Here is a 22,906-nt window from a genome sequence, read left to right as displayed (position 1 = left end):
CGTCGCGCGCGGTTGTCCACAGCCCGCGTCGCCGATCGTTCACCGGCGCGCCATGTGGAGGACACGGCGCTCATGCGCGTCGTTCAACCTCGGGGCTCACCGTGTTGAGACAGGCGCGGGGCACTCCGCGTCCCCTTGATGCGCGGAGGTCGGGTGGCTCGCGAGCTGGCACCGTTGGCGTGGGTGGAATCCCCGCTGCAACTGATCGGCGCGGCGGAATGGGCTCACGCCGAGGGGGAGTCGATCGCTCTCGCGGGCCGCCTGACGGCCCAGATGCCCGAGACGGCCGACGAGCTGCTCGCGCGCGGGGCGCGTTTCGTCGACCCCCAGCCCTACCTCGGCATCCCGTGGGGACTGCTGGCACGTCACCGGCACTGGCTCGTCGGCGACGGATACTCCGGCCAGTTCCGGCTTGCGGCGACGGTGCTGCGGCCGCGCCGCGTGACGTTCCTCGATGACGGAGCCAACACCGTCGCCTATGCCGATACGCTCACCGGGCGTCGTCCTTATCGCCGCCCGGGTCACGACGAGCGAGGACTGACCACGCGTGTCGGCCCGCTCGCGCATGCGCATGTCGTCTCGCGGGCGCTCGCCGGCGACGTCGACTTCTTCACGGCGTTCGATCTCGGCTACGAGCGTCGCGACGCCCTCGCCGAGATCGGCGTGCCGGTGCACCGGCATGACTTCGCGTTCACCCGCGAGACCGCCCGCCCGCACCTTTTCCGCACGTCGCGGGTGGTGCTCGGCAGTGCGCGACCCGACGACGGTCTGCTCGATCGCGACGTCTACCTCGACTGGGTTGCGCACGAGGCGTCGATCGCGCCGGTGACCTACCTGCCGCACCGCCGCGAGTCAGCCGAGCAGCTCGCCGACGTCGCCGGAATTCCCGACGTCTTCGTCGAACGCCTCGACCTTCCGATCGAGCTCGTGCTCGCGGGTGCGGTCGAACGACTGGACGTGCTCACGCTCGCCTCGTCGACCACCACGACCCTTCCGCTCGTGCTGCGGGGGTCAGCGGCGGTGCTGCGTCCGCGCGAGCCCGGAGCACGTCATCGTCGCCGGGCCGTGCGGTGAGCCGCATCGCCGCGTCGCGGACGGGGGAGGTGCGTCCGCTCGTCGTCGCCGTCATCCCGGCACGCGGGGGTTCGAAGGGAGTGCCGGGCAAGAACCTGCGCCGCGTCGGGGGAGTGCCGCTCGTGGCGCGCGCAGTCGCGGCCGCGAAGGCGGCATCCGCCATCGACCTGGTCGTCGTCTCGACCGATGACCCCGTCATCGCTGCGGTCGCGCGCGAGTGGGGCGCGGCGGTCATCGACCGGCCCGCCGAGCTCTCCGGCGACACCGCCACGAGTGAGAGCGCGCTGCTCCACGCGCTCGACGTGCTCGCGGCGGAGGGATCGCCCGTCGGGACCCTCGCGTTCCTGCAGGCGACCTCTCCTTTCATCGACTCCGCCGCTCTCGACTCCGCTGTGTCCGACGTCGTCGCCGGGCTCGCCGACAGCGTGTTCTCGGCTGTCGAGACCTACGGGTTCCTCTGGCGGCGGGATGCGTCGGGTGCCGCTTCCGGTATCAACCACGATGCCGCCGTCCGTCCGCGTCGCCAGGACCGCGAGCCCCACTACCTCGAGACCGGCGCGTTCTACGTGCTCGATGTCGACGGTTTCCGTGCCGCCGAGCACCGCTTCTTCGGTGTCACGCGCGCCGCCGAGGTGCCGGAGAGCACCGCGATCGAGATCGACACGGCACAGGAGCTCCAGGTCGCGAGGGCGATGGCGGCATCTGGTCTGCCCTCGACCGTTCCCACGACGCTCGACGGTCCGATCGACGTGGATGCGGTCGTGACCGATTTCGACGGCGTCCACACCGACGACAGCGCATACGTCGACGCGCAGGGCACCGAACTGGTTCGCGTCAGCCGCTCCGACGGGATGGGAGTGTCGTTGCTGCGCAGAGCCGGCGTGCCTGTCGTCATCCTGTCGACCGAACGCAACCCCGTCGTCACGGCTCGTGCGCGCAAGCTCGGCGTCGACGTCGAACAGGGTCTCGACGACAAGGCGAGCGCTCTCGTGGCGTGGGCTGCCGAGCGCGGCATCCCGCTTCACCGCGTCGCCTATGTCGGAAACGACGTCAACGATCTCGTCTGCCTCGAACTCGTCGGGTGGCCGATCGCCGTACCGGATTCGCACCCGCTTGTCCTCGCTGCCGCGCGCATCGTGCTGCAGTCCTCCGGCGGCGCGGGCGCCGTGCGCGAAGTCGCCGAACGGGTGCTCGCAGCGCGCGGCGCCTCGTCGGAGTCCATCCTCGCCTCGTCCGAGGCAGAACCACCAAGGAGCAAGCCATGACCGTCACGATCGGGAAGAACGTCATCGGGGGCGGTCGGCCCACCTACGTGATCGCGGAGATCGGCCTCAACCACAACGGCGACGTCGAGATCGCCAAACAGCTGATCGACGTGGCCGCCGACGCCGGCGCGAATGCGGTCAAGTTCCAGAAGCGCACCCCGGAGATCTCGACGCCCGAGCACATGCGGGATGTGCGCCGGGAGACGCCGTGGGGCACCATGACGTACTTCGAGTACCGCAAGCGGATGGAGTTCGGGCGTGACGAGTACGTGGCGATCGCCGACCACGCACTGCTCCGGGGCGTCGATTGGTTCGCATCCCCGTGGGATGTGCCGAGCGTGGAGTTCCTCGAAGACCTGCACGTTCCGGCGCACAAGGTGGCGTCGGCATCGCTGACCGACACCGAGCTTCTCGTCGCGCTGCGTGAGACGGGCAAGCCGATCATCCTGTCGACGGGCATGTCGACGTCGGAGCAGATCGACCAGGCGATCGAGGTGCTCGGGACGGGCGATCTCGTTCTCCTGCACGCGACCTCCACCTACCCGATGGAGCCGGAGGAGGCCAACCTCCGGGTGATCCCCGCCCTGCGCGAGCGTTATCCCGGAATTCCCGTGGGCTACTCGGGTCACGAGCGCGGGCTGCAGATCTCCCTCGCGGCCGTCGCACTCGGCGCGACGGCGGTCGAGCGCCACATCACGCTCGACCGCACCATGTGGGGCTCCGACCACGCGGCATCGCTCGAGCCGACCGGCCTGAACCATCTCGTCCGCGACATCCGCATCATCGAGACCGCCCTGGGTGACGGCGTGAAGCGGGTGTTCGACGGCGAGCGCGCGCCGATGGCGAAGCTGCGCCGCGTTCCGGCGTGAGAGCCGATCCGCTTCGCGTCGTCGCCGTCGCCGACACCGACTCGTACGTGAAGTGGGCGGCCGCGCTCCTGGGATCGCGACCGGACGCCGTCGACGGTCGGCTGCTCGTTCTCGACACGCCGCTCGTGGTCAGTGAGGCGCAGCAGCGCTCGGCCCTCGCCGGGAGCGGACTGACCGACGTGTGGCGTGTCGCGTTCGACGACCTTCCGGCACGGCTGGCCGAACTGGACCCCGACGTGGTCCTGCTCGCCGCGCGCGGGCCGCTCGTGCGGGTCTTGGCGCGTGTCGTGCGAACATGTGTGCCGTCGTCCGTCATCGCGACCGGTCTGCCGGGGATCTCGGTGCCCGCCACGCGGAAGGCTCTCGTCTACCGCGCATCCTGTGACGTGTTCGTGCTGCACTCCCATCGTGAGGTGCGTGAATTCACCGCTCTGGCGACCGAGAAAGGGTTTGTCCAGCGCTTCGCTCTCGCCCGCCTGCCCTTCGCGCGCGCAGCCGAGCCGGGAACGGCCACGGCGGGCGGGCAGGACCTCGTCTTCGCGGCGCAGGCGATCGTGCCCCGCGAGCGGGATGCGCGTCGCCGCGTCGCCGCTCTGCTGATCCGAGCAGCCCAAGCCGACCCGAGTCGGCGCGTCGTGCTCAAACTCCGGGGGACGAAGGGGGAGAGCCAGACCCACCGCGAGTTCGATGAGTATCCCGACCTCATCCGGTCGATGGGAGGCGCGCCGCCGAACCTCGTCGTCTCGACGGAGCCCATGAGCACGGCGCTGGCTACCGCCGCCGGGCTCGTCACGATCAGCTCGACCGCCGCCATCGAGGCCGTCGCCCACGGCACCCCGGTGATCGCGCTCGATGTCTTCGGCGTCGCTCCCGAACTCATCAATACGGTGTTCGAGGGAAGCGGACTCTTGGCAGGCGAGACGGCGGTCATCGCGCGCGCGTTCCGGATGCCGGTCGACGGCTGGCTCGAAGACAACTACTTCCACCCGGCGGCAGAGGACACCTGGGTGGGGCAGCTCGCGGAACTCGCGGGGGCGCGCCGTTCGGGTGCCTTTGCGCACCGCCCCCAGCCGCGCCCGCGGGGCGGTGCCATCCGAGATGCGTGGGAGCGGAAGAGCGTGCTCGGGGCGTTGGATCGGTCGGTGTCGGGCACGGTCGCGTGCATCATCGGTGTTCCGGCTCGTGCTGTCGTGCGCATCGTCCAGCGCGTTCGACGGATGCGGCGCCTGCCGGAGTCCTAGCGGTCGCCGTCCGCGGGTCCGGGGGACTCCTCGTCTCCCTCAACGTCATCGAGAAGCCGGTCGAGTTCGGCTCCGAAGGCCCCATCCGGCGTTCCCGCCGTCAAGACGGGTTCCGCCTCGTCGCAGCGGGCGATGAGGTCGGCGAGCAACTGGTCGAGCGACGAGGCCTGAAGCAGGGCGAGGTGGTCGAGGGTGCTGAGCGGGGCGATGCCCGCGAGCTGCCAGCACGCGTGCTCGGGATCGTCGGCGAGCTCGATGTCGGCATCCCAGGGCAGCTCTGCGAACTCCGCCGACATCGACAGGAGCCGGCGCACCGTCTGCTCCGCGCGCTCGCGCAGCGGAAGGAGGTCGTCACGCCACGGCGGCATCGGCAGCTCCCGGACGATCGCGCGCGGGTACGGGTCGTCGTCGAGCCACCGCTCGACTTCGAACCGGCCGCCCCCGACGGCGACGAGCTGCAGGTCATCCTCCCGGGCCGCCACGCGCGAGACGCGCGCGAGCGTGCCGACCGAGAACCGCTGCTCGCCGCCCCCGGCCTCCGGTCCGCGCTCGATGAGGACAACCCCGAACCGCGGATCGTCGTCGTCGAGCAGGCGCCCGAGCATCACGAGGTATCTCGACTCGAAGATGCGCAACGGCAGCGGCATATACGGCATCAGCACGCTGCTGAGAGGGAACATCGCCGTCTCGCGCATGGCCCCAGTCAATCAGCATCGGACGGGTCCGTGGCGCGGTGCGTAGCGATAACCTGGCGATGATGATGAGTGATGAGACGGCGAACGGGAACGAAACGTCGAAGACAGCGTCGCCGGCCACCTCCGACATCCCCCTCCCCTCACCACGAGCGCAGTGGCGGGCCTTCGCGGTATGCGTATCGGTCGCCGCTCTGACGATCCTCGACCTCACGAAGGTCAACGTCGCCCTGCCTTCGATCGAGGATGCGTTCGGGTCGGCGCCGACGGAGCTCGGGCTGATCGTGTCGGGGTACGTGCTGACCTTCGGGCTCGTGCTCGTTCCGGCGGGACGCCTGGGTGATCAGCGATCGCGGCGCGCGCTGTTCATCATCGGCCTGAGCCTGTTCACGGTCATGAGTCTCGTCTGTGCGCTTGCGCCCTCGATGACCGTGCTGCTGATCGCCCGCCTGATTCAGGGCGTCGCCGCAGGCATTCAGATGCCCCAGGTTCTCGGCATCATCCAGGAGCTGTTCCGCGGCTCCGCGCGCGGCAAGGCCTTCGGTGCCTTCGGAGCGATCATCGGCATCTCCACGGCCCTCGGCCCGACGATCGGCGGGCTGGCGATCGCTCTCGGCGGCGCGCAGGACGGGTGGCGCTGGATCTTCTGGATGAACGTGCCGCTGGGTCTCATCGCCATCGCCCTCGCGATCTGGCTTCTGCCGCCCCTCCACCGGCGAACCCGCCGGCCGCTCGAGCTCGATCCGTTCGGCACGGTGCTGTTCGGTCTCGCCGTGCTCTCGCTCATGTTCCCGTTCCTGTTCACGACGGGATCTCCCGACGACGACCCCCTGCGATGGTGGCTGCTCGTCGCCTTCGTGCTCTTCGTCGGCGGGTTCGTGCTGTGGGAGCGGCACTACGAGTCCGTCGGCAAGGCTCCGCTCGTTCCGCTGCGTCTCTTCCGGGTGCGGTCGTATCGCAATGGCACGCTGCTGGCGACGTCGTACTTCGCGGCTCTGCCGTCGGTGTTCCTGCTCACCAACCTCTTCCTGCAGGACGGTCTCGGTCTCGAGCCGGTCTACGCGGGCATGGTCTCCATCGGGTTCGCCGCCACGAGCGCTGCCGGTTCCTGGGTGGGCGGCAACCTCGTCAACCGGTTCGGCAGACCCCTCGTCGTGTGGGGCCTGGGCGCCGTGCTCCTGGCGACCGCCCTCCTGGTGGTCGTCGCGATCTTCGTCCCGCTGCCGTACACGCCCTGGGCCATGGCCGCGGCGATGGTGGTCGGCGGACTGGGCGGGGGCCTCGTCATCTCTCCCAACCAGACACTCGCCCTCGCTGACATCCCGGTGACGCAGGGCGGTCTCGCCGGCTCGGTCGGGCAGCTCGGCCAGCGCATCGGCACGGCCATCGGCACCGCGGTCGCGCTGTCGTTCTTCTACGCGACGATCTTCCGCGAGGAGGGCACGGCCAGCGAGATCGTCGTGTTCCACGATGCCTACGCCTACGGGATGCTCGCCGCGGCGGTGTTCCTCTCCCTCGCCTTGCTGGTCGGGCTCGTCGACCTCACCTGGCGTCGGCGCCGGCGCGAGAACGGTGCGAATGACGACGATGAGGTCGAGTACGGGGTCGGGCACGCGTGACGAGCACGGCCCCGTCGCCACCGCTCAGGCGCGCGTGATCCGCCGCGCGGAAGAGCGGATGCGCCGGGGCGCGTAGTGGGCGATCGGGATGGGCGGAGCGGCGCCGCCCGCCCGCTCCAGGGCGGTCCAGGCTTCGATCTCCGCGAGCGCGGACGCCGCGTCGGGGAAGCTGGTGCGGAGCGGCAGGGATCGCAGCCAGGTGACCGCTACGCGGTCATCCGGCGCCGGCTCCACGAATGCGACGAGGCGACGCGAGTCGTTCTCGGCGTAACGGGTGTCGTGGATGAGTCGAATCTCGTCTTCGAGTTCGACCAGGACGTACTGGTGTGACGATGGCATCATCGCGATGGTCATTCGGGGTGTGGCTTTCTGCTCCTTGCGAGGGCGATATCCATCTTGCGCGCGTCGACCCGGGTCGCGGAGGGGGTTGACAGACGATTCTCAGGAGAATCTTGCGCGTTCACTGCGCGCTCACTGGGGAAGGACGTCCGTGCGGCGTCGGCTAGCCGCTCGCCGCCCGGTCCGCAAGCGGTGCCGGTCGGGCGGGACGTTCCCTAGCGTGGCCGTATGGATTCGCCGGAGGCATCGCACGAGACTCGGGCCGAGGCTGCCCATCACCGCGTCATCATCGTCGGCGGCGGAAACGGGGGAGTGTCCGCCGCCGCACGACTGCGACGTGCCGGCGTCTCCGACATCGCCGTGATCGAACCGCAGGCCGTGCATCGGTATCAGCCCTTGTTCTCGCACGTCGCCGGTGGCACGGCGCGCGCGTCGCAGACGTCGCGCCCACAAGCCGACGTGATGCCGAAAGGGGTGCGCTGGGTGCGCGATGCGGTCGAGGCCGTCGATCCCGCAGCACGCACCGTCACCACATCCGGCGGTGATGTGCTCGGATACGACCATCTCGTCCTCAGCCCGGGGATGGTGAAGGACTGGACCGCCGTGGCGGGACTCGCGGAAGCTCTCGACACGCCCGAGGTCACCTCGCACTACGAGCTCGACGGGGCGGTGAAGCTCTCGGCCCTGCTTCGCGACATGCGATCGGGGACGGTCGTGTTCACGCAGCCGCCCGGACCGGCTTCCTGCTCCGGAGCCGCGCAGAAGCCGATGTACCAGGCGTGTGCCCACTGGCGTGCCCTCGGGTGCCTCGATGACATCCGGGTCGTGCTGGTGGTGCCCGAGGAGACGGTCTTCGGTCTTGCCCACATCGACGCGGAGCTCGAACGTGTCATCGCGGAGTTCGGCATCGAGGTGCGCACCGCGAGCGAGATCCGGGCCGTCAGCGGGGCGGAGCGGAAGGTGGCTATCGGACGCATCGGCGAGACCGACGCCGAGGAGGTGCGGTACGACGTTCTGAACGTCGTGCCGCCGCAGTCGGCGCCGACGTGGATCTCGGCGGCCGGTCTGGCGGCCGAGCGCGATCCCGGAGGTTTCGTCGAGGTGGATCCCGAAACGCTGCGGCATCGCCGGTTCGACGACGTCTGGGCGATCGGGGATGCGGCCGGCACGACGAACTCCAAGTCCGGCGGCGCGCTGCGCAAGCAGACGTTCGTCGTGGCGGAGAACCTCGCGGCGGCGCTGCGCGGCCAGGAGCCCACGCGCCGATACGACGGTTACGGTGTCTGCCCGCTGACGGTGTCGCGATCGAGTGTCGTCTGGGCGGAGTTCGATCCCGATGGTCGTCCCGACCCCACGATCTCGTTCCTGCCGCAGATGTACCGGGAGAACCGCCTCGCCTGGATCGCGGACCGCTATGTTCTGCCGTGGGTGTACTGGAACCTCATCCTGCGCGGCCGTGTCTGACGGCTCCGCTCACGTGGCCGGGGGCGGATCATCCTCGAGTCTCAGGAAGGCCAGCGCCACTCCCGCCACGGCTGCACCGACAGCGCCGATCGCCATGTCGCCGATCGTGTCGGCATAGGTCACGAAGATCGTGTCCGTGATGAACTCCCGGCCCGCCCACTCGACCATCTCCCACAAGGCACTGATCGCGAGCCCGAGGACAGGGGTGAGCACGAGTGGCGCGCGCCGCGGCCGACCGGGTCCGACAGGTCGCGGGAGCACCCCGGCATGGCCGAGCAAGAGGTAGACGGCGACGGACAGAACACCGGTGGCCAGGAAGTGGACCACCAGATCCCACGCCGCGAGCGTGGTGTAGAGGTCGTACACGTTGCTCCACGCGGCGGTGAGGAGCACGAGCCCGAAGACGAGGTCGGCTGTCGGGCGGAGTGCGAGGAAGCGCGGGATCATGAGGCCGGGCAGCGCGAAAGCCAGAATGCCGGCATCCGTCGGTTGGTACAGCACCCCCGCGGCGACGACACTGACGAGTCCGAGCGCCCGCACTCCATCGGCCGCGACGCCCAGGGTCCCGCGGGGTGGCCGTAGAAAGTTCCGTGCCAGCGTGCTCATGAGCACACGCGCACCCGCGCCTGCACCGGCAGGTGATCGGAGGGCCACCCGACATCCGTGCGGAAGGCGTTGATGCCGATCGCATCCACCTGCACCCCGGGGGTCACACCGATCCAATCGATGCGCGCGCCGCGTCGTGGTGCGCGGTAGTCGGCGAACGTCGCCCATTCGGGGGTGAGCCGCACGTCCGCAGCGGGCCACGCATCCCGCAGACCGCCGACCCAGAGCTCACGCGCGGTGGCGGAATCCGGACGGGCGTTCATATCGCCGAGGATGATCCCGGCAGTGGTTCCGGTCGTGAGCACCCCCCGCAACCAGCGGGCGGCGTGCAGGCGGGAGCGGCGCGAGAACACGTCGAGGTGCGTGTTCACGACCGTGAGCTCCCGCGAGGTGAGCCGATCCCGCAGCCGCGCGACCACGACGACGCGCGGTACCGGGTTGCCCCACCCCCGGGACCCCGCCACCGCCGGAGTGGGTGACAGTGCGAGCTGTGTGCCGGAGAGGAGTTCGAGCCGCTCGGCATCCCAGAACAGCGGGCACCCCTCGCCGCGACCGCGGCTGTCGCGACCATGGCCGAGCCGGCGATACCGAGCACCGAGCGCATCGGCGACGGCGTCGGCCTGACCGGGCATCGCCTCCTGCACGCCGAGCACGGTCGGCTGTTCGAGGGTGAGGAGCGCGTCCACGGCCCGGCGGCGACCGGTCCACCGGTCCGCCCGTCGGATCGACAGCGGCAGCCGGCGCCGCACATTGAACGTCATCACGTGCAGCGCGGGGGCTGTGGCGACCCCGATGAGAGCGGCGGCGCGCATCAGGCAGCGAGGTGATGGTCGGGTCGAGCGCGGCGCGCGACGCTGCGGCGACGCAGGCGCCGCAGCAGGCGACGGTCCCACCGAATCGGGGGGAAGTCCTGCGGCCAGTGCATCACGACGGTGCGGAACCCCTTGCGGACCCGCGCGGCGAACAGCCGAGCATCGGCGAACGGACGCATCGAGATGGTCATGTGCTCCGCGCCGACGGCCACGATGCGATGCCGCTCGCCGATGTGGAAGGCGAGGTCGATGTCGTCATGCGTGTCCGCTCGGGTTCGGTGCACCGATGCGCTCACCGCCCGCCACGCTTCGGAGCGCATGGCGAGGTTCGAGCCGAAGAGGGGCCAGTGGCCGAGCGCGGCGCCCACCACCAGCACGTATGCGCTCAGATAGGCGCCCGCGAGCGGGCGGCGAAGCCACCGAGGCCCGTCGTGGAAGCTCGCACCGCCGAAGACGGCACCGACGTTCTGCTCTTCGTGCAGCGCCTCGGTCATCGTCCGCGCCCATCCGGGGCCTGGCGCGCAGTCCGCGTCGAGGCGGAGGATCACGTCGCCGAGAGCTGCGTCGTAGCCCGCGGACGCGGCCGCGGCCACCCCGGGGTGCGCGCAGGACACGACCCGAGCGCCGTGACGTCGCGCGACGTCGGCGGAGTCATCCACCGAGCCGTTGTCGACGACGACGACCTCGTCGACGGCGAGGCTCTGCCGAGCGATGCTTCGCAGGCACCGGTCCAGGTGAGCGGCATCGTCCTTCACCGGGATGACGACCGAGACGGTGATGCGGTGGTGCGGGCGACGCTGGAACACGGTGACTCCTTGGCGAGGTGTGCCGCCACGCTATCCAGCGGGCGGAGGCACGCGATCGCGGTTGACACGGTTGCCCGTCACCGATAGCGGGGCGGCTCGTCGAAGCAACGAGCCGCCGCGCAGAGATCAGTCGTCGGAGACGGTGACCGTGACGTCGATGTTCCCGCGGGTGGCGTTCGAATACGGGCAGATCTGGTGCGCGGCGTCGGCGAGCGCCTGCGCCTGGTCGGCGGGGAGGTTGGGGATCACGACCTCGAGTTCGACGGCGAGGCCGAAGCCGCCCTCGCCGTTGCTGCCGATATGCACGCGTGATCCGACGCTCGTGTCCTCGAGAGTCACCTTCTGTGCGCGGGCGGCCGCCTGGAGCGCGCTGTGGAAGCATGCGGCGTATCCGGCGGCGAAGAGCGCTTCGGGATTGGCCCCGCCGCCGGGGCCACCCATCTCACGGGGGATGCGCAGGTCCATGTCGACGTGACCGTCGCGCGTCTTGACGGCTCCCGCGCGTCCTTCTCCCGTGGCGAGGGCCTCGGCGGTGTAGATGGCGTCCATGGTGGTCCTTCCGTGTGATGTCACGAGACGGTCGCCTCGTTGCTCGCCTGCACGTGCGCGGTCAGCTCGTGCAGGGAGTCCAGAAGTGCGCGGGCGGCCTCCATGCCGATGCCCATGCACTGCGCGATCTGCCGGGGCACATCCGCCATGTCGTGTCGCAGGCTCGAGCCCGCGTCCGTCAGCGCGACATCCACGACGCGCTCGTCGTCGCTTCGGCGCGTGCGGGTCAGCAGCCCGCGGCTCTCGAGGCGCTTCAGCAGCGGAGAGAGGGTGCCGGAGTCGAGCGCGAGGCGGTCGCCGAGCTCGCGCACGGAGAGCGGACCCTCGGTCCAGAGGGCGACGAGCACGAGGTACTGCGGGTAGGTCATGTGCCAGGGCTCGAGGACGCGTCGGTAGGCCTGCGTGGTCGACCGACTCGCGGCGTAGAGCGAGAAGCACACCATGTCGTCGATCCCGGGCATGTCCATAAGTATTTTGCACAATTGAATTGAGCACAACCAAATGTGGGATACGGCGCTGCGCGAGCTTGCCGACCGCGTAGCCTTGGGGCGTGTCATCCGTGCTGAACGTCAGCGCCTACCTCTTCACCGCGCTGGACGGTCTCGAGGAGCGGCGCGAGCGCCTTCGGGCGCGTGCGGTCGCCGCCGGGGTTCGGGGCACGATCATCCTCGCCCCAGAGGGCATCAACCTCTTCCTCGCGGGCGACGCCGCGGCGGTGCGCGGCATCCTCGACGATCTGCGGGCGGAGGAGCGGTTCGCGAACCTGACGGCGAAGGAGAGCTGGTCGCGCGAGCAGCCCTTCCGGAAGATGGTCGTCAAGATCAAGCGCGAGATCATCCGCATGGATCGACCGGCCATCCGGCCGGAGGGCGGGCGAGCTCCCGCTGTGTCGCCGCAGACCCTCAAGCGGTGGCTGGATGACGGGGTGGACGATCACGGCCGAGAAGTCGTGATGCTCGACACGCGCAACGGCTTCGAAGTCGACTACGGCCGCTTCGCGGGGGCGATCGACTGGCGCATCGAGCGCTTCACGCAGTTCCCCGACGCGGCGGGCGCGGCTCGGGGGAGTCTCGTCGGCAAGACCGTCGTCAGTTACTGCACCGGCGGAATCCGATGCGAGAAGGCGGCGATCCACCTTCGCGAGCAGGGTGTCGAGGCGTTTCAGCTCGATGGCGGCGTCCTGGGCTACTTCGAGCACGTCGGGGGAGCCCACTGGGACGGAGACTGCTTCGTCTTCGACGAGCGCGAGGCGGTCGGCCCCGATCTCGCGCCGCGTCGCTAAGGCGACAGGACTGCTCGCGCCGCTCGCTTTCCCGACACGAGGGCGCCCTGAATCGATGCGGTGTCCCGGTGATCGCCCGCGACGAACACGCCCTCTGCGATCCGTGTCGGCGAGGCGACGCGAAGCGGCGCTGCCTGTGCCGGAAGAGCGTGGGGGATGTCATCCCGGCGCAGGACCGACCAGTCGCCCGCCCGGGAACCCCAGATCTCCTCGAGGTGTCGGCGGACCTGTGGCTCGTCGGGGGCGCGGGTCTCCGAGAGCAGGCACGTCGCCTGGACGAGATGCTTGCCGGGAGGGGCGTATGTCGCGACGGTGTGCGACATCGCCACGGTGTTGACGACGGGGCCGGATCGTCGCCCGTCGACGTGGACGGCGGCCGACGACGGCGGCGCAGCGGACGCGTCGAACCACCAGGTCTGAAGTCCACGCGTGCGAGGGCGGCTCACATCGATCAGGTTGGAGACCGCGTCTGGACTCACCGCGACGACGACCGTCTCCGCGATGACCGGGCCTGCGCCGTCGATCTCGACGCGCATGCGACCCGACGCGCGATCGATGCGCGAAGCGCGATGGGACAGTCGGATGCGTCCGCCGGCGTCGGTGACGCGCCGGGCGAGCTGGTGCGGGAGAGCCTGAATGCCGTCCGCGGGAAGTCCCGGGCGCCCAAGCACGAACATGCGCACGAGGAGCCGCACGAAGGCGTCGGAAGTGGTGCCGGTGTCATCCGCGATCACTCCGGCGAGGAAGGGCTCCAGCAGGAGGAACCCGTCGACCCGATCCGTGCGCTGACGGCCGCCCACTCGTGAACCGGCCTCGACGACGACCACGTCGCGTCCTGCCTCGGCGAGCGCGAGCGCACAACGCAGACCGGCGATGCCTGCGCCGATGACGATGACCTCCGTCGTGTCCACGGCCCGAGCCTATGAGCACGGAGTCGACGGCAGCGCCGGGTGGCGCACGGAGTCCTACCCTGGGATCATGCGTCACCCTCAGCCCGATCCGGTCGGTCCGGGACAGGAGTCTGTTTGGGACTACCCCCGGCCACCCCGCGTCGAACGCGTCGACAGCCGCGCGGTGATCACGCTCGGCGGCGACGTGATCGTCGACACCGACGACGTGGTGCGCGTGCTCGAGACGAGTCATCCGCCGACGTACTACCTGCCTCTCGCTGCTTTCGCTCCTGGCGCCCTCACGCGGGGCGAAGGAGCCTCGGCCTGCGAGTTCAAAGGGCGCGCCCGCTATTTCGACGTCCACGGCGGCGGGCAGACCCGCCCTCGTGCGGCGTGGAACTACCCGTCGCCGCTGACAGGGTTCGAGACGCTCGCCGACCGTGTCGCGGTGTACGCCGAGAGCATGGATCGGTGCGAGATCGGCGGGGTTCTCGTGCGACCGCAGCACGGCAACTTCTACGGCGGATGGATCACGCCCGACGTGGTGGGTCCGTTCAAGGGCGTGCCGGGGTCCCTCGGGTGGTGACCCGCGGAGAGGAGAGGTGAGGCGAGGTGAAGATCGACCTCAAGAAGGAGCTCTCGGGCTACGCGGCGCGGCGAGGCGTTTTCGACGACGTCGACATTCCGCGCCGCCGGTACGCGATGATCGACGGAGCAGGTGACCCGAACACCACCGTCGCGTACCGCGACGCGGTCGCGACGCTCTACACCTTCTCTTTCCCCCTGAAGTTCCTCAGCAAGCAGGAGCTCGGCGTCGACTACGTCGTCGGTCCCCTCGAGGCGCTGTGGTGGGCGGACGATCTCGCTTTCTTCACGGCGGCCCGAGACAAGAAGCGGTGGAAGTGGTCCGCGATGATCGTCGTGCCCGATGCGGTCGCCGAGGACCAGATCGATCGAGCGCTTGCGCGCGCGGCTGACAAGGGCGCCCCGGCGATCGAGCGCCTGCGCATCGCGTCGGTGGATGAGGGGCGATGCGTTCAGACGCTGCACGTCGGTCCGTACGACGACGAGGGCCCGGTGCTCGCGCGGATGCACGACGAGGCGATTGCGGGCAGGGGACTGCGGATGCGCGGACATCACCACGAGATCTATCTCGGCGATCCGCGTCGCACGGCGCCGGAGAGACTGCGCACCATCCTGCGTCAGCCGGTGACCGAGGCCGAGGCATCGTGAAGGCTGCACTGATCCTCGGCACCCAGCTGTTCGCGGCTCATCCGGCGTATGCCGAAGACGACATCGACGTGTTCTTCTTCATCGAGGCGCGGTCGTCCTTCGTCAAACGGCGCTATCACGCGCACAAGCGGGTGCTGATCCTGGCGGGCATGCGGCAGGCGTCGTCTCGTCTCGAGGCGGACGGCCGCACGGTCCGGCGGGTCCCCCTCGGTGAGGGCAGTGGATTCGCGGACGCTCTGCGCCGCCTCATCCGCGAGTTCGGTGTCGACGGGCTCGCGTGGATGAGTGCGACCGACCGTGGGGTCGACGGCCGCATCCGTCGGATCTGCGACGACGAGGGCATCGCGACGCGCGTCTACGACGATGCTCTCTTCCTCACTCCGGCGGAGGAGGTCGACCGCTGGTTCGCCGAGCACGAGGGCGCGCGCATGGAGGACTTCTACCGGTGGCAGCGTCGACGAACCGGAATCCTCATGGACGGTGGGAAGCCGGCCGGCAGGCGGTGGAACTTCGACGCGGAGAATCGCGAACCGCTCCCGAAGGGCGGCGTCGAGATTCCGCCCCTTCCGATCGGGCCGGCCGACGAGGCCACCGCGGGCGCGATCGAAGACGTCGGGCGGCACTTTCCGGATGCGCCGGGCGACCCCACCGAGTTCTGGCTGCCGGTCACGCCAGAGACATCGCGCTCATGGCTGAACGCCTTCGTCACCGAGCGGCTCGCGTCTTTCGGCCGATACGAGGACGCGATGGACGCCGACGAGGCGTTCCTCTTCCACGGCGTGCTCAGCCCTCTGCTGAACGTCGGCCTCCTGACCGTCGATGAGGTGGTCCGTGCTGCAGTCGGGCGTCGCGATGAGGTGCCGCTGGCCTCCCTCGAGGGCTTCGTGAGACAGGTGATCGGCTGGCGCGAGTACATGCGCGGCGCGTACCGAGCCTGGCCGGAGCTGATGCACGCGAATCACTTCGCGCTGCGGCGCTCTCTCGAGGACTGGTGGTACACCGGCGAGGGGGTGCCGGAAGACCTGCCGGTGCCGGTCCGCACCGTGCTGGCGCGTGTCATCCGTCACGGGTACGCGCACCACATCGAGCGACTGATGGTGCTCGGCAACTGGTTCCTGCTCCAGGGCTACGATCCGCGAGAGGTGTACGAGTGGTTCTCGAGCCTCTTCGTCGACGCGTACGAATGGGTCATGGTGCCGAACGTGCAGGGAATGAGTCAATACGCCGACGGTGGCCGGGTCGCCACGAAGCCGTACATCTCGGGAGGGGCGTATCTGCAGCGGATGGGTTCGTGGTGGTCCAGCGACAAGGCCGCACGCGATTCCGCCTTCACCGACGCCTACTGGACGTTCCTCGACGAGCACGAGGATCAGCTGACCGGCAATCCGCGGCTGAACATGCCGCTCGCCCAGATGCGCAAGCGCCGCGCATCCGGGTAGTCCGGGAGCGATCGCTAGAATGCGGACATGGACACGCCCGAACGGATCGAAGACGTCCCGATCGGCGGCGACGGCATCCGGCTCGGTCAGTTCGTCAAGTTCGCCGGGCTCCTGGACTCGGGCGGCGATGTGAAGGAAGCCATCATCGACGGTTTCGTGACCGTCAACGGCGACGTCGATCGCCGTCGGGGTCGCCAGCTGCAGGTCGGAGACATCGTGTCGTTCGAAGACCGCACCCTGCGCGTCTGTCCCTGAGCGGGACCTCGGCGCGCGGTCATGCGGCGGGGGAGCGCTCCGCCCGGCCCTGCTCGTGGCGTGCCAAGGCGGCACCGATCCGGCGAATCGCGTCTTCGAGGATCGGCCGCGGCAGGGCGAAGATGATGCGGGCATGTCCGATCGCCGCCTCTCCGCAGGCGGCGCCGTCGGTGAGGGCGACGTCGGCGTGCACGCGGAACCATTCTCCGAGATCGCCTTCGAGGTCGTACGCGCGGAAGTCGATGAGGGCGATGTAGGTGCCTTCCGGCACCGTGACCCGCGCCCGAGGCGCGTGTTCGGCGAGCAGATCGACGAGCGCGTGCCGGTTGCCGTCGAGGTAGTCGACGGTCTCCGCCAGCCAGGCCGCGCCGTCGGTGTACGCCGCCACGTTCGCCACGACGCCGAGCGTGGAGGTGCCGTGCCCCGACCACATCGCGTGTTCCGCCCAGAGAGCCGCATCGGCGTCGTTGGACACGATCAGCTGCGCGCACTTGAGTCCGGCGAGATTGAAGGCCTTCGACGCCGACGCGGCGGTGATCGTGTGCGACGCCGCCGCCTCCGAGACCGACGCGTAGGGGATGTGCCGCGCGCCGTCGAACACGAGAGGCGCGTGGATCTCGTCGGCGAAGACCCGCCCGCCCTTCGCGTCGACGACGGCCGCCACCGCGTCGAGCTCATCGCGCGTGAACACGGTCCCCAGCGGGTTGTGCGGGTTGCATAGGACCAGCAGCCCGGCGCCGTCGTCGAAGGCCCGACCGATCGCGTCCAGGTCCATCGTCATGCGCCCATCCCGTTCGACGCTCGGCACCTGGATCACCTCCCGGCCGTGCATCTGCGGCACGAACAGGAACGGCATGTAGGCCGGCGTGGGCACGATCACCGCGGATCCCGCGGGCGTGAAGTGCTCGATGGTCGACTCGAAAGCGGCGATCACATCCGGCACGGGGTGGATCCGCCCCACCGGGATCTCCCATCCGAAGCGACTCGCGTACCAGTCGGCGGTCGCCCGTGCGAGGTCGGCGGTGAGCCACGGCGGCAGGTACCCGGTGAGTCCGCGAGCGGCGGCGGAGCCAAGCGCCTCCTGGATCGCCGGCGCGACGCCGAAGTCCATCTCGGCGACCCAAGCTCCCGTCTTTCCGGGGTACGCGGTCCACTTCATGCTGCCCGCGGCGCGCAGGTCCGCTTCGGTGATCTCGTCGTATCTGCTCACCGTTGCTGATCCCTTCGGTGGATTTTCGGCCGTGGAGCATGCGTCCGTGTCGCGGACACTCCACCGTCGCACAGATTGTCAAGCGGGTGCGTCGCGGTGGCGCGATTCGTAGCGTGAAGACATGAGCGAACGAGAACACCTCACGGCCGAGGACAAGACGCGTCTTGCCGCGGGTGAGAGCGACACCCTTCCGCCCGCACCGCCCGCAGCCGGCGGCGACTCGCAACCGCCCCTGCCCTCACCTGACACGCCCGCGCCCGACGACGACGAGCGCGAGGAGGACTGAACGACGTGCGGGCCGGACGCGCCCCGTCGGCGCCATCCGGCCCGCACGTCGGTATCGATCAGGCTGTGGCCTCCGAGCGCTTCGGCAGCACCCAGTCGCGTCGCGGAAAGTGGCACGTGTAGCCGTTCGGGATGCGCAGGAGGTAGTCCTGGTGCTCGGGTTCAGCCTCCCAGAACGGGCCTGACTCCTCGATGGTCGTGACGGCCCTGTCCGGCCACAGACCCGATGCGTCGACGTCGGCGATCGTGTCTCGTGCGACGCGCTCCTGCTCCGGATTCACGGGGAAGATCGCCGAACGGTAGCTCGTGCCGATGTCGTTGCCCTGACGATTCAGCGTCGACGGGTCGTGAATCTGGAAGAAGAACGCCAGGATGTCTCGGAACGAGGTCTTGGCGGGGTCGAAGACGATCTCTACCGCCTCGGCGTGCCCCGGGTGGTTGCGATAGGTGGCGTGCGCGTTGTCACCCCCCGTGTATCCGACGCGTGTCTGCACGACCCCCGGCTGTCGGCGGATGAGATCCTGCATGCCCCAGAAGCAGCCGCCCGCGAGCACGGCGGTCTCGAGGCCGGGGACGGTGGTGATGGATCCGTTGTCGGTGGTCATGCGACGTTCTCCTCGGTGTGGTCGGTTGTGGTGGCGTCGAACAGCGAGCGGGAGGCGCCATATCCCTGCTCGTCGAGGTCTGCGAGCGGCACGAAGCGCAGCGCGGCCGAGTTCATGCAGTATCTCAGCCCGCCCTCGCTCCGTGGGCCGTCTCGGAAGACGTGACCGAGGTGGCTGTCCGCCGATGACGAGCGCACTTCGGTGCGCGGCATCAGGAGCTTCCAATCGGTGCGCGTCCGGACGGCGTCGTCGTCGATCGGTCGCGTGAAGCTCGGCCACCCGGTGCCGCTGTCGTACTTGTCCGTCGAGGCGAACAGCGGCTGCCCCGATACGACATCGACGTAGATGCCCTCCTCGTGGTTGTTCCAGTAGGCATTGGCGAAGGCGGGCTCCGTTCCCTCGCGCTGGGTGACGCGGTACTGCGTCTCGGTGAGGCGCTCGATCGCCTCGCGTGTCTTGCGGTAGTCGCTCATGTCGGTTCCTCTCGCATCTCGACGCGGCTGGCTGCGGCGTCATCAGTGGTAACCGTCGGCGGCGGTGATTTGGTCCCGGTGGCCTGGATGCGCGCTGTGAGTCCGCCGGATGTGCGCTCAGCTTTTGGTTAGGCTAGCCTTACCCGCATGTCACATCCACGCCTTCCCCTCGTTCTTGTCGCGCTGACCGGCGTCGCCCTGGTCGCGAGCGCCTGCGCATCGTCCGAGCCTGCCGCCGAGACGCAGGAGACCGTCACGGAAACTGTCACCGTGGCGGACGCAAAGCCGACGCTCGTCCTCGTCGAAGAGGACGGCGAGTCCTCCTACCGGGAGGACCCCGACGCTGCGCGCGATTCCGTCGAGGTCCCCTACCAGCCCGAAGCGGTCGTCACCTTCGACATCGCCACTCTCGACACGCTGGATGCGATCGGAGCCGGTGACGCCGTGGTCGGCATCCCCGACATCGCTCTGCCGGAGTACCTTTCGGACTACGCGGATCTCCCGAAGGTCGGTTCGCTGTTCGAGCCCGACTTCGAAGCCGTGGCAGAACTCGAACCCGACCTTATCGTCGTGGCCGCGCGCAGCACCGGTCAGTACGACGAGCTGTCGGAGATCGCCACGACGATCGACCTGACCGGCACCAGCGGGGGAACGTTCGATCCGGCCGCGGGCCTGGTGCGTGCGGAGCAGCTGGGCGAGATCTTCGGCGCCGAAGACGCCGTGGCCGAGCAGGTCGCGGAGATCGAGGCGCTCGAGACGCAGATCGAGGAATCCGTCGACGGCACGGCACTCGTGCTGTCGGTGTCCGGCGGAGAGTACGGCGCCTTCGGTGAGGGCTCCCGCTTCGGTTACTTCTTCGACGAGCTCGGCTTCACGCCGGCCGTCGCGGCCGCGGAGCTCCCCGGTGCGGAAGGCTCGCCGCACGGTGACACGGTCACCAACGAGTTCCTCCTCTCGGCGAACCCGGAGTGGATCATCGTCTTCGACCGCGGCGCCGCGATCGGCGACTCCAGCAGCGCGAGCGAGACCCTCGACAACGAGCTGGTGGCGCAGACGACGGCGGGCGCCGAGGACCAGATCATCGAGCTCCCCGCGAGTGAGCTGTACATCGTCATCAACGGACTCACCGCGATCGAGAACGTGCTGACGACGGTCGGCGACGAACTCGCCGCGTGACGGATGCTCTGACCACGCACGGATCCGATCGGAGAGGCCCGCTCGCGCGGGTCTCTCCGTCGGTGCTGATCGTCGCGGGGATGGCACTGACCGCCATCCTCGCGACGATATCGCTGTTCATCGGCGTCGCCGAGCTCGACGCCTTCGTGCTGTTCGCCAGTCGCGTGCCGCGGACGGTTGCCCTGATCCTCGCCGGCGCCGCGTTCGCCGTCACCGGGCTCATCATGCAGTTGCTGGTGCGCAACCGCTTCGTCGAGCCCTCGACCACCGGAGCGACCGACGCGGGAAGCCTCGCCCTCCTCGGCGTGCTGATGACCACGCCCGGCATGCCGATCTGGGGAAAGGCGATCGCAGCGTCGCTCGGCGCACTGGTGGGTGTCCTGGGATTCCTCGCCCTCTCGCGGCGGATCCCGGCCCGATCCAGTGTGCTGGTGCCCATCGTGGGCCTGCTCTACGGCGGACTGATCGGAGCGATCACGACCTTCATCGCCTATCGCTCCGACATGCTCCAGGAGCTGCTGGCGTGGGGCGTGGGCGACTTCTCCGGCATTCTCCGCGGTCGCTACGAGATGCTCTACCTTGCGGCCGCCGCGGCGCTCATCGCCTGGGTGGCGGCCGATCGGTTCACGGTCGCGGGCCTCGGCCAGGACACCGCGCGCGGCCTCGGCCTCGACACGCGGGTGATCTTCGCCCTCGGCGTCATCATCATCGCGATCGTCACCGGCACCATGATGGTCGTCACCGGCGCCATTCCCTTCCTCGGTCTCATCGTGCCCAACGTCGTCAGTCGCCTCATCGGTGACAATATGCGCCGCGCGGTACCGCTGGTCGCGCTGCTGGGCGCTGCGCTCGTGCTGCTCTGCGACATCGTCGGCCGCGTTGTGCGGTTCCCTTTCGAGATACCGATCTCCATCGTCATGGGCGTGATCGGTGGCGCCGTCTTCCTCTGGCTTCTGCTGAGCACGGCCCGGCCGGTCGACGGGGTCGCTCCGCGCCGGCGTGGGCGGCCACAGGCACGGTCGCTGCGGAAGGAGGGGACGGGATGAGCGACTCCGGCACCTCGCACCGGGCGCGAAGTGCGCTCGCTTCGCACGAGCTCCGGCTGGCGATCGTCGTCGCGCTGGCTGCGATCGCGATCGCGATCTACCTGTTCACCGATCTGCCGGGGCGGTGGGAGTACGCGCTCGGACTCAGGTGGCGCACGATCGCCGGGATGGTGATCGCGGCGAGCGCGGTGGGTGCGGCCACCGTTCTGTTCCAGACCATCACCGCCAACCGCATCCTGACGCCCGGGATCATGGGCTTCGACGCCGTCTTCATGGCCATCCAGGTGGTGACCGCCTTCGCGATCGGTCCTGCCGTGCTCGTCGCGGCCCCCGCGATCGCAAGCTGGACGGTCGAGCTGGTCCTCATGGCGGGAACGGTCACCCTGCTCTACTGGTGGCTGTTCGTGCGCCGCAGATACGACCTGCACGTCATCGTGCTCGCCGGCCTCGTCCTCGGAGTGATGTTCCGCTCCGTGACCTCGTTCCTGCAGCGTCTCCTCGATCCGGACACCTTCGCCGTCGTACAGAACCTGCTGTTCGCCAGCTTCACGTCGATCGACCGCGAGCTCCTGCTCCCCAGCGCCGTCCTGGTCGGGGTGGCCGCGATGTCGCTCTGGCCCATCCGCCGTTCCCTCGACGTGCTCTCCCTCGGGGAGTCCACCGCGGTGTCCCTGGGCGTCGCCCATCGTCGCGTCACGATGCACGTGATTTTGGTCATCGCCGTGCTCGTCGCGGTGTCCACCGCTCTCGTCGGCCCGGTGACCTTCTTCGGTCTTCTGGTGGCCAACGTCGCCTACGGCCTCGTGGGTCACCGTCACGCCCTGAGCGTGCCGACCGCCATCGCGACCGGGGTGATCGCCCTCGTTGGCGGACAGCTCATCCTCGACCGACTGCTCGGCTTCTCCACCGAATTGCCGGTCGTCATCGAGTTCGCGGGTGGACTCTTCTTCATCGTCCTCGTCATCTTTGGAAGGGCCCGCTGACATGATCCAGACCGAGTCCGTCGCAAAACGTCACGGCAGCGTCGTCGCGCTCGAGCACGTGACGCTGGAGATCCGACAAGGGTTCACCGCGATCATCGGACCGAACGGAGCGGGGAAATCCACGCTCCTGGCCACCATCGGCCGCCTCGTCGGAGCCGACGCCGGCACCATCACCGTCGGGGGACTGGACGTCGTCACGACCCGCTCGCGCGAGCTGGCCCGCCGGCTCGCGATCCTGCGCCAGGACAATCACCTCGCCATCCGTCTGAGCGTCGAGGACCTCGTCGGATACGGCCGCTTCCCTCACGGCGGATCGGGTCGCACGGCCGATGACCGCGCGCACGTCGAGCGCGCACTGGACCTGCTCGACCTTCAGCCGGTGCGCCGGCGATTCCTGGACGAGCTCTCCGGGGGTCAGCGGCAGCGGGCGTTCGTCGCGATGGCGCTCGCGCAGAACACGGACCACCTGCTGCTCGACGAGCCGCTGAACAACCTGGACCCCCGTCATGCCGTCAGTCTCATGAAGCTCCTGCGGCGGCTGGTCGCGGAGCGCGAGATGACCGTCGTCGTCGTGATGCACGACATCAACGTCGCGGGACAGTTCGCCGACGACGTCGTGGCGATGCGCGACGGGCGTGTGCTGCATCACGGACCCGTCACCGACGTCGTCACCGCGGAGAACCTGGAATCCCT

At 69.3% G+C, this 22,906-nt stretch carries 27 protein-coding genes; 16 read left to right on the top strand and 11 right to left on the bottom strand.

The window, feature by feature from the left end; translation table 11 throughout:
- The first annotated feature begins 153 nt into the window (after nt 1-153).
- The 4 genes from B4E30_RS04955 to B4E30_RS04940 are packed head-to-tail and all read left to right on the top strand — an operon-like array spanning nt 154 to nt 4,449.
- A complete protein-coding gene (locus tag B4E30_RS04955; protein WP_286793782.1) occupies nt 154-1,074 on the top strand; it encodes a hypothetical protein in 921 nt (306 codons plus the stop codon).
- Nucleotides 1,071-2,339 carry an acylneuraminate cytidylyltransferase gene (locus tag B4E30_RS04950; RefSeq protein WP_286793780.1) on the top strand — a complete coding sequence of 423 codons (1,269 nt, stop codon included), beginning with the start codon at nt 1,071-1,073 and terminating at the stop codon, nt 2,337-2,339. Before B4E30_RS04955 ends, B4E30_RS04950 begins: the two co-directional genes overlap by 4 nt.
- Complete coding sequence (locus tag B4E30_RS04945) at nt 2,336-3,208, top strand: N-acetylneuraminate synthase family protein (RefSeq protein WP_286793778.1); 873 nt, start codon at nt 2,336-2,338, stop codon at nt 3,206-3,208. Before B4E30_RS04950 ends, B4E30_RS04945 begins: the two co-directional genes overlap by 4 nt.
- Complete coding sequence (locus B4E30_RS04940) at nt 3,205-4,449, top strand: DUF6716 putative glycosyltransferase (protein WP_286793776.1); 1,245 nt, start codon at nt 3,205-3,207, stop codon at nt 4,447-4,449. The genes B4E30_RS04945 and B4E30_RS04940 overlap by 4 nt, the downstream gene beginning before the upstream one ends.
- Here B4E30_RS04940 and B4E30_RS04935 read toward each other — a convergent pair.
- Nucleotides 4,446-5,144 (bottom strand): LON peptidase substrate-binding domain-containing protein, encoded by a 699-nt coding sequence (locus tag B4E30_RS04935; RefSeq protein WP_286793774.1) that lies wholly within the window; start codon nt 5,142-5,144, stop codon nt 4,446-4,448. The genes B4E30_RS04940 and B4E30_RS04935 overlap by 4 nt on opposite strands.
- A 65-nt stretch (nt 5,145-5,209) precedes the next feature.
- Between B4E30_RS04935 and B4E30_RS04930 the strand changes: the two genes are divergently transcribed.
- On the top strand, nt 5,210-6,760 hold the full coding sequence (locus B4E30_RS04930; RefSeq protein ID WP_194385510.1) for an MFS transporter: 1,551 nt from the start codon (nt 5,210-5,212) through the stop codon (nt 6,758-6,760).
- A 24-nt stretch (nt 6,761-6,784) separates the two neighbouring features.
- Here B4E30_RS04930 and B4E30_RS04925 read toward each other — a convergent pair whose 3' ends face one another.
- Nucleotides 6,785-7,099, bottom strand: a complete 315-nt coding sequence (locus B4E30_RS04925) for a hypothetical protein (RefSeq protein ID WP_194383258.1) — start codon at nt 7,097-7,099, stop codon at nt 6,785-6,787.
- 228 nt (nt 7,100-7,327) lie between these two features.
- Between B4E30_RS04925 and B4E30_RS04920 the strand changes: the two genes are divergently transcribed.
- Complete coding sequence (locus tag B4E30_RS04920) at nt 7,328-8,563, top strand: NAD(P)/FAD-dependent oxidoreductase (protein ID WP_194383257.1); 1,236 nt, start codon at nt 7,328-7,330, stop codon at nt 8,561-8,563.
- Nucleotides 8,564-8,572: 9 nt separating this feature from the next.
- Here B4E30_RS04920 and B4E30_RS04915 read toward each other — a convergent pair whose 3' ends face one another.
- From B4E30_RS04915 to B4E30_RS04895, 5 genes are all read right to left on the bottom strand, one after another.
- Complete coding sequence (locus tag B4E30_RS04915) at nt 8,573-9,169, bottom strand: hypothetical protein (RefSeq protein ID WP_286793772.1); 597 nt, start codon at nt 9,167-9,169, stop codon at nt 8,573-8,575.
- Complete coding sequence (locus tag B4E30_RS04910) at nt 9,166-9,981, bottom strand: endonuclease/exonuclease/phosphatase family protein (RefSeq protein WP_194383256.1); 816 nt, start codon at nt 9,979-9,981, stop codon at nt 9,166-9,168. Before B4E30_RS04910 ends, B4E30_RS04915 begins: the two co-directional genes overlap by 4 nt.
- Nucleotides 9,981-10,787: a glycosyltransferase family A protein gene (locus B4E30_RS04905; RefSeq protein ID WP_194383255.1), complete on the bottom strand. Its 807-nt coding sequence runs from the start codon at nt 10,785-10,787 to the stop codon at nt 9,981-9,983. The genes B4E30_RS04910 and B4E30_RS04905 overlap by 1 nt, the downstream gene beginning before the upstream one ends.
- A gap of 126 nt (nt 10,788-10,913) precedes the next feature.
- A complete protein-coding gene (locus B4E30_RS04900; protein ID WP_194383252.1) occupies nt 10,914-11,336 on the bottom strand; it encodes an organic hydroperoxide resistance protein in 423 nt (140 codons plus the stop codon).
- Nucleotides 11,337-11,356: 20 nt separating this feature from the next.
- The gene (locus tag B4E30_RS04895; RefSeq protein ID WP_228480750.1) at nt 11,357-11,797 is read right to left on the bottom strand and encodes a MarR family winged helix-turn-helix transcriptional regulator; all 441 of its coding nucleotides are present in this window, start codon (nt 11,795-11,797) and stop codon (nt 11,357-11,359) included.
- A gap of 89 nt (nt 11,798-11,886) precedes the next feature.
- Between B4E30_RS04895 and B4E30_RS04890 the strand changes: the two genes are divergently transcribed.
- Nucleotides 11,887-12,618, top strand: coding sequence for a sulfurtransferase (locus B4E30_RS04890; RefSeq protein ID WP_286793767.1), 732 nt, complete (start codon nt 11,887-11,889; stop codon nt 12,616-12,618).
- Here the strand turns inward: B4E30_RS04890 and B4E30_RS04885 are convergent.
- Nucleotides 12,615-13,529, bottom strand: a complete 915-nt coding sequence (locus B4E30_RS04885; protein WP_286793765.1) for an FAD-dependent oxidoreductase — start codon at nt 13,527-13,529, stop codon at nt 12,615-12,617. The genes B4E30_RS04890 and B4E30_RS04885 overlap by 4 nt on opposite strands.
- Before the next feature lie 67 nt (nt 13,530-13,596).
- On the opposite strand from B4E30_RS04885, the gene B4E30_RS04880 reads away from it, so the two are divergent.
- From B4E30_RS04880 to B4E30_RS04865, 4 genes are read left to right on the top strand one after another with little or no spacing between them, the layout of a single operon-like run.
- On the top strand, nt 13,597-14,094 hold the full coding sequence (locus tag B4E30_RS04880; protein ID WP_286793763.1) for a DUF427 domain-containing protein: 498 nt from the start codon (nt 13,597-13,599) through the stop codon (nt 14,092-14,094).
- A 26-nt stretch (nt 14,095-14,120) separates the two neighbouring features.
- Complete coding sequence (locus tag B4E30_RS04875; protein ID WP_286717609.1) at nt 14,121-14,741, top strand: GyrI-like domain-containing protein; 621 nt, start codon at nt 14,121-14,123, stop codon at nt 14,739-14,741.
- A complete protein-coding gene (locus B4E30_RS04870; protein ID WP_286717611.1) occupies nt 14,738-16,180 on the top strand; it encodes a cryptochrome/photolyase family protein in 1,443 nt (480 codons plus the stop codon). Before B4E30_RS04875 ends, B4E30_RS04870 begins: the two co-directional genes overlap by 4 nt.
- Before the next feature lie 27 nt (nt 16,181-16,207).
- The gene (locus B4E30_RS04865; protein WP_286717613.1) at nt 16,208-16,435 is read left to right on the top strand and encodes an RNA-binding S4 domain-containing protein; all 228 of its coding nucleotides are present in this window, start codon (nt 16,208-16,210) and stop codon (nt 16,433-16,435) included.
- A 19-nt stretch (nt 16,436-16,454) separates the two neighbouring features.
- On the opposite strand, the gene B4E30_RS04860 is transcribed toward B4E30_RS04865, so the two are convergent.
- The gene (locus B4E30_RS04860; RefSeq protein WP_286793761.1) at nt 16,455-17,645 is read right to left on the bottom strand and encodes a MalY/PatB family protein; all 1,191 of its coding nucleotides are present in this window, start codon (nt 17,643-17,645) and stop codon (nt 16,455-16,457) included.
- Between the two features lie 121 nt (nt 17,646-17,766).
- Here B4E30_RS04860 and B4E30_RS04855 point away from each other — a divergent pair, with 121 nt between their 5' ends.
- Entirely contained in the window at nt 17,767-17,931 is a 165-nt protein-coding gene (locus tag B4E30_RS04855; protein WP_176759373.1) for a hypothetical protein, read from the top strand.
- Between the two features lie 58 nt (nt 17,932-17,989).
- Here the strand turns inward: B4E30_RS04855 and msrA are convergent, their stop codons facing one another.
- Nucleotides 17,990-18,535 carry a peptide-methionine (S)-S-oxide reductase MsrA gene (gene msrA, locus B4E30_RS04850; protein WP_286717617.1) on the bottom strand — a complete coding sequence of 182 codons (546 nt, stop codon included), beginning with the start codon at nt 18,533-18,535 and terminating at the stop codon, nt 17,990-17,992.
- On the bottom strand, nt 18,532-19,008 hold the full coding sequence (msrB, locus tag B4E30_RS04845) for a peptide-methionine (R)-S-oxide reductase MsrB (RefSeq protein ID WP_286793760.1): 477 nt from the start codon (nt 19,006-19,008) through the stop codon (nt 18,532-18,534). Before msrB ends, msrA begins: the two co-directional genes overlap by 4 nt.
- Nucleotides 19,009-19,155: 147 nt before the next feature.
- Here msrB and B4E30_RS04840 point away from each other — a divergent pair, with 147 nt between their 5' ends.
- The 4 genes from B4E30_RS04840 to B4E30_RS04825 all read left to right on the top strand — a co-directional run.
- Nucleotides 19,156-20,184, top strand: coding sequence for a siderophore ABC transporter substrate-binding protein (locus tag B4E30_RS04840; protein ID WP_286793758.1), 1,029 nt, complete (start codon nt 19,156-19,158; stop codon nt 20,182-20,184).
- A gap of 80 nt (nt 20,185-20,264) precedes the next feature.
- The gene (locus B4E30_RS04835) at nt 20,265-21,230 is read left to right on the top strand and encodes an ABC transporter permease (protein ID WP_286793756.1); all 966 of its coding nucleotides are present in this window, start codon (nt 20,265-20,267) and stop codon (nt 21,228-21,230) included.
- Nucleotides 21,227-22,213 carry an iron chelate uptake ABC transporter family permease subunit gene (locus B4E30_RS04830; protein WP_194383242.1) on the top strand — a complete coding sequence of 329 codons (987 nt, stop codon included), beginning with the start codon at nt 21,227-21,229 and terminating at the stop codon, nt 22,211-22,213. Before B4E30_RS04835 ends, B4E30_RS04830 begins: the two co-directional genes overlap by 4 nt.
- Before the next feature lies 1 nt (nt 22,214).
- Nucleotides 22,215-22,906, top strand: a 692-nt coding sequence (locus B4E30_RS04825; RefSeq protein ID WP_286793754.1) for an ABC transporter ATP-binding protein, incomplete at its 3' end; no start/stop codon positions are given.

Origin of the sequence: Microbacterium sp. UBA3394 (assembly GCF_002358725.1) — a bacterium.
Lineage (GTDB): Bacteria > Actinomycetota > Actinomycetes > Actinomycetales > Microbacteriaceae > Microbacterium > Microbacterium luteum.
The sequence above is the reverse complement of the archived record's forward strand: the minus strand, read 5'-3'. Positions and strand labels throughout refer to the sequence as shown.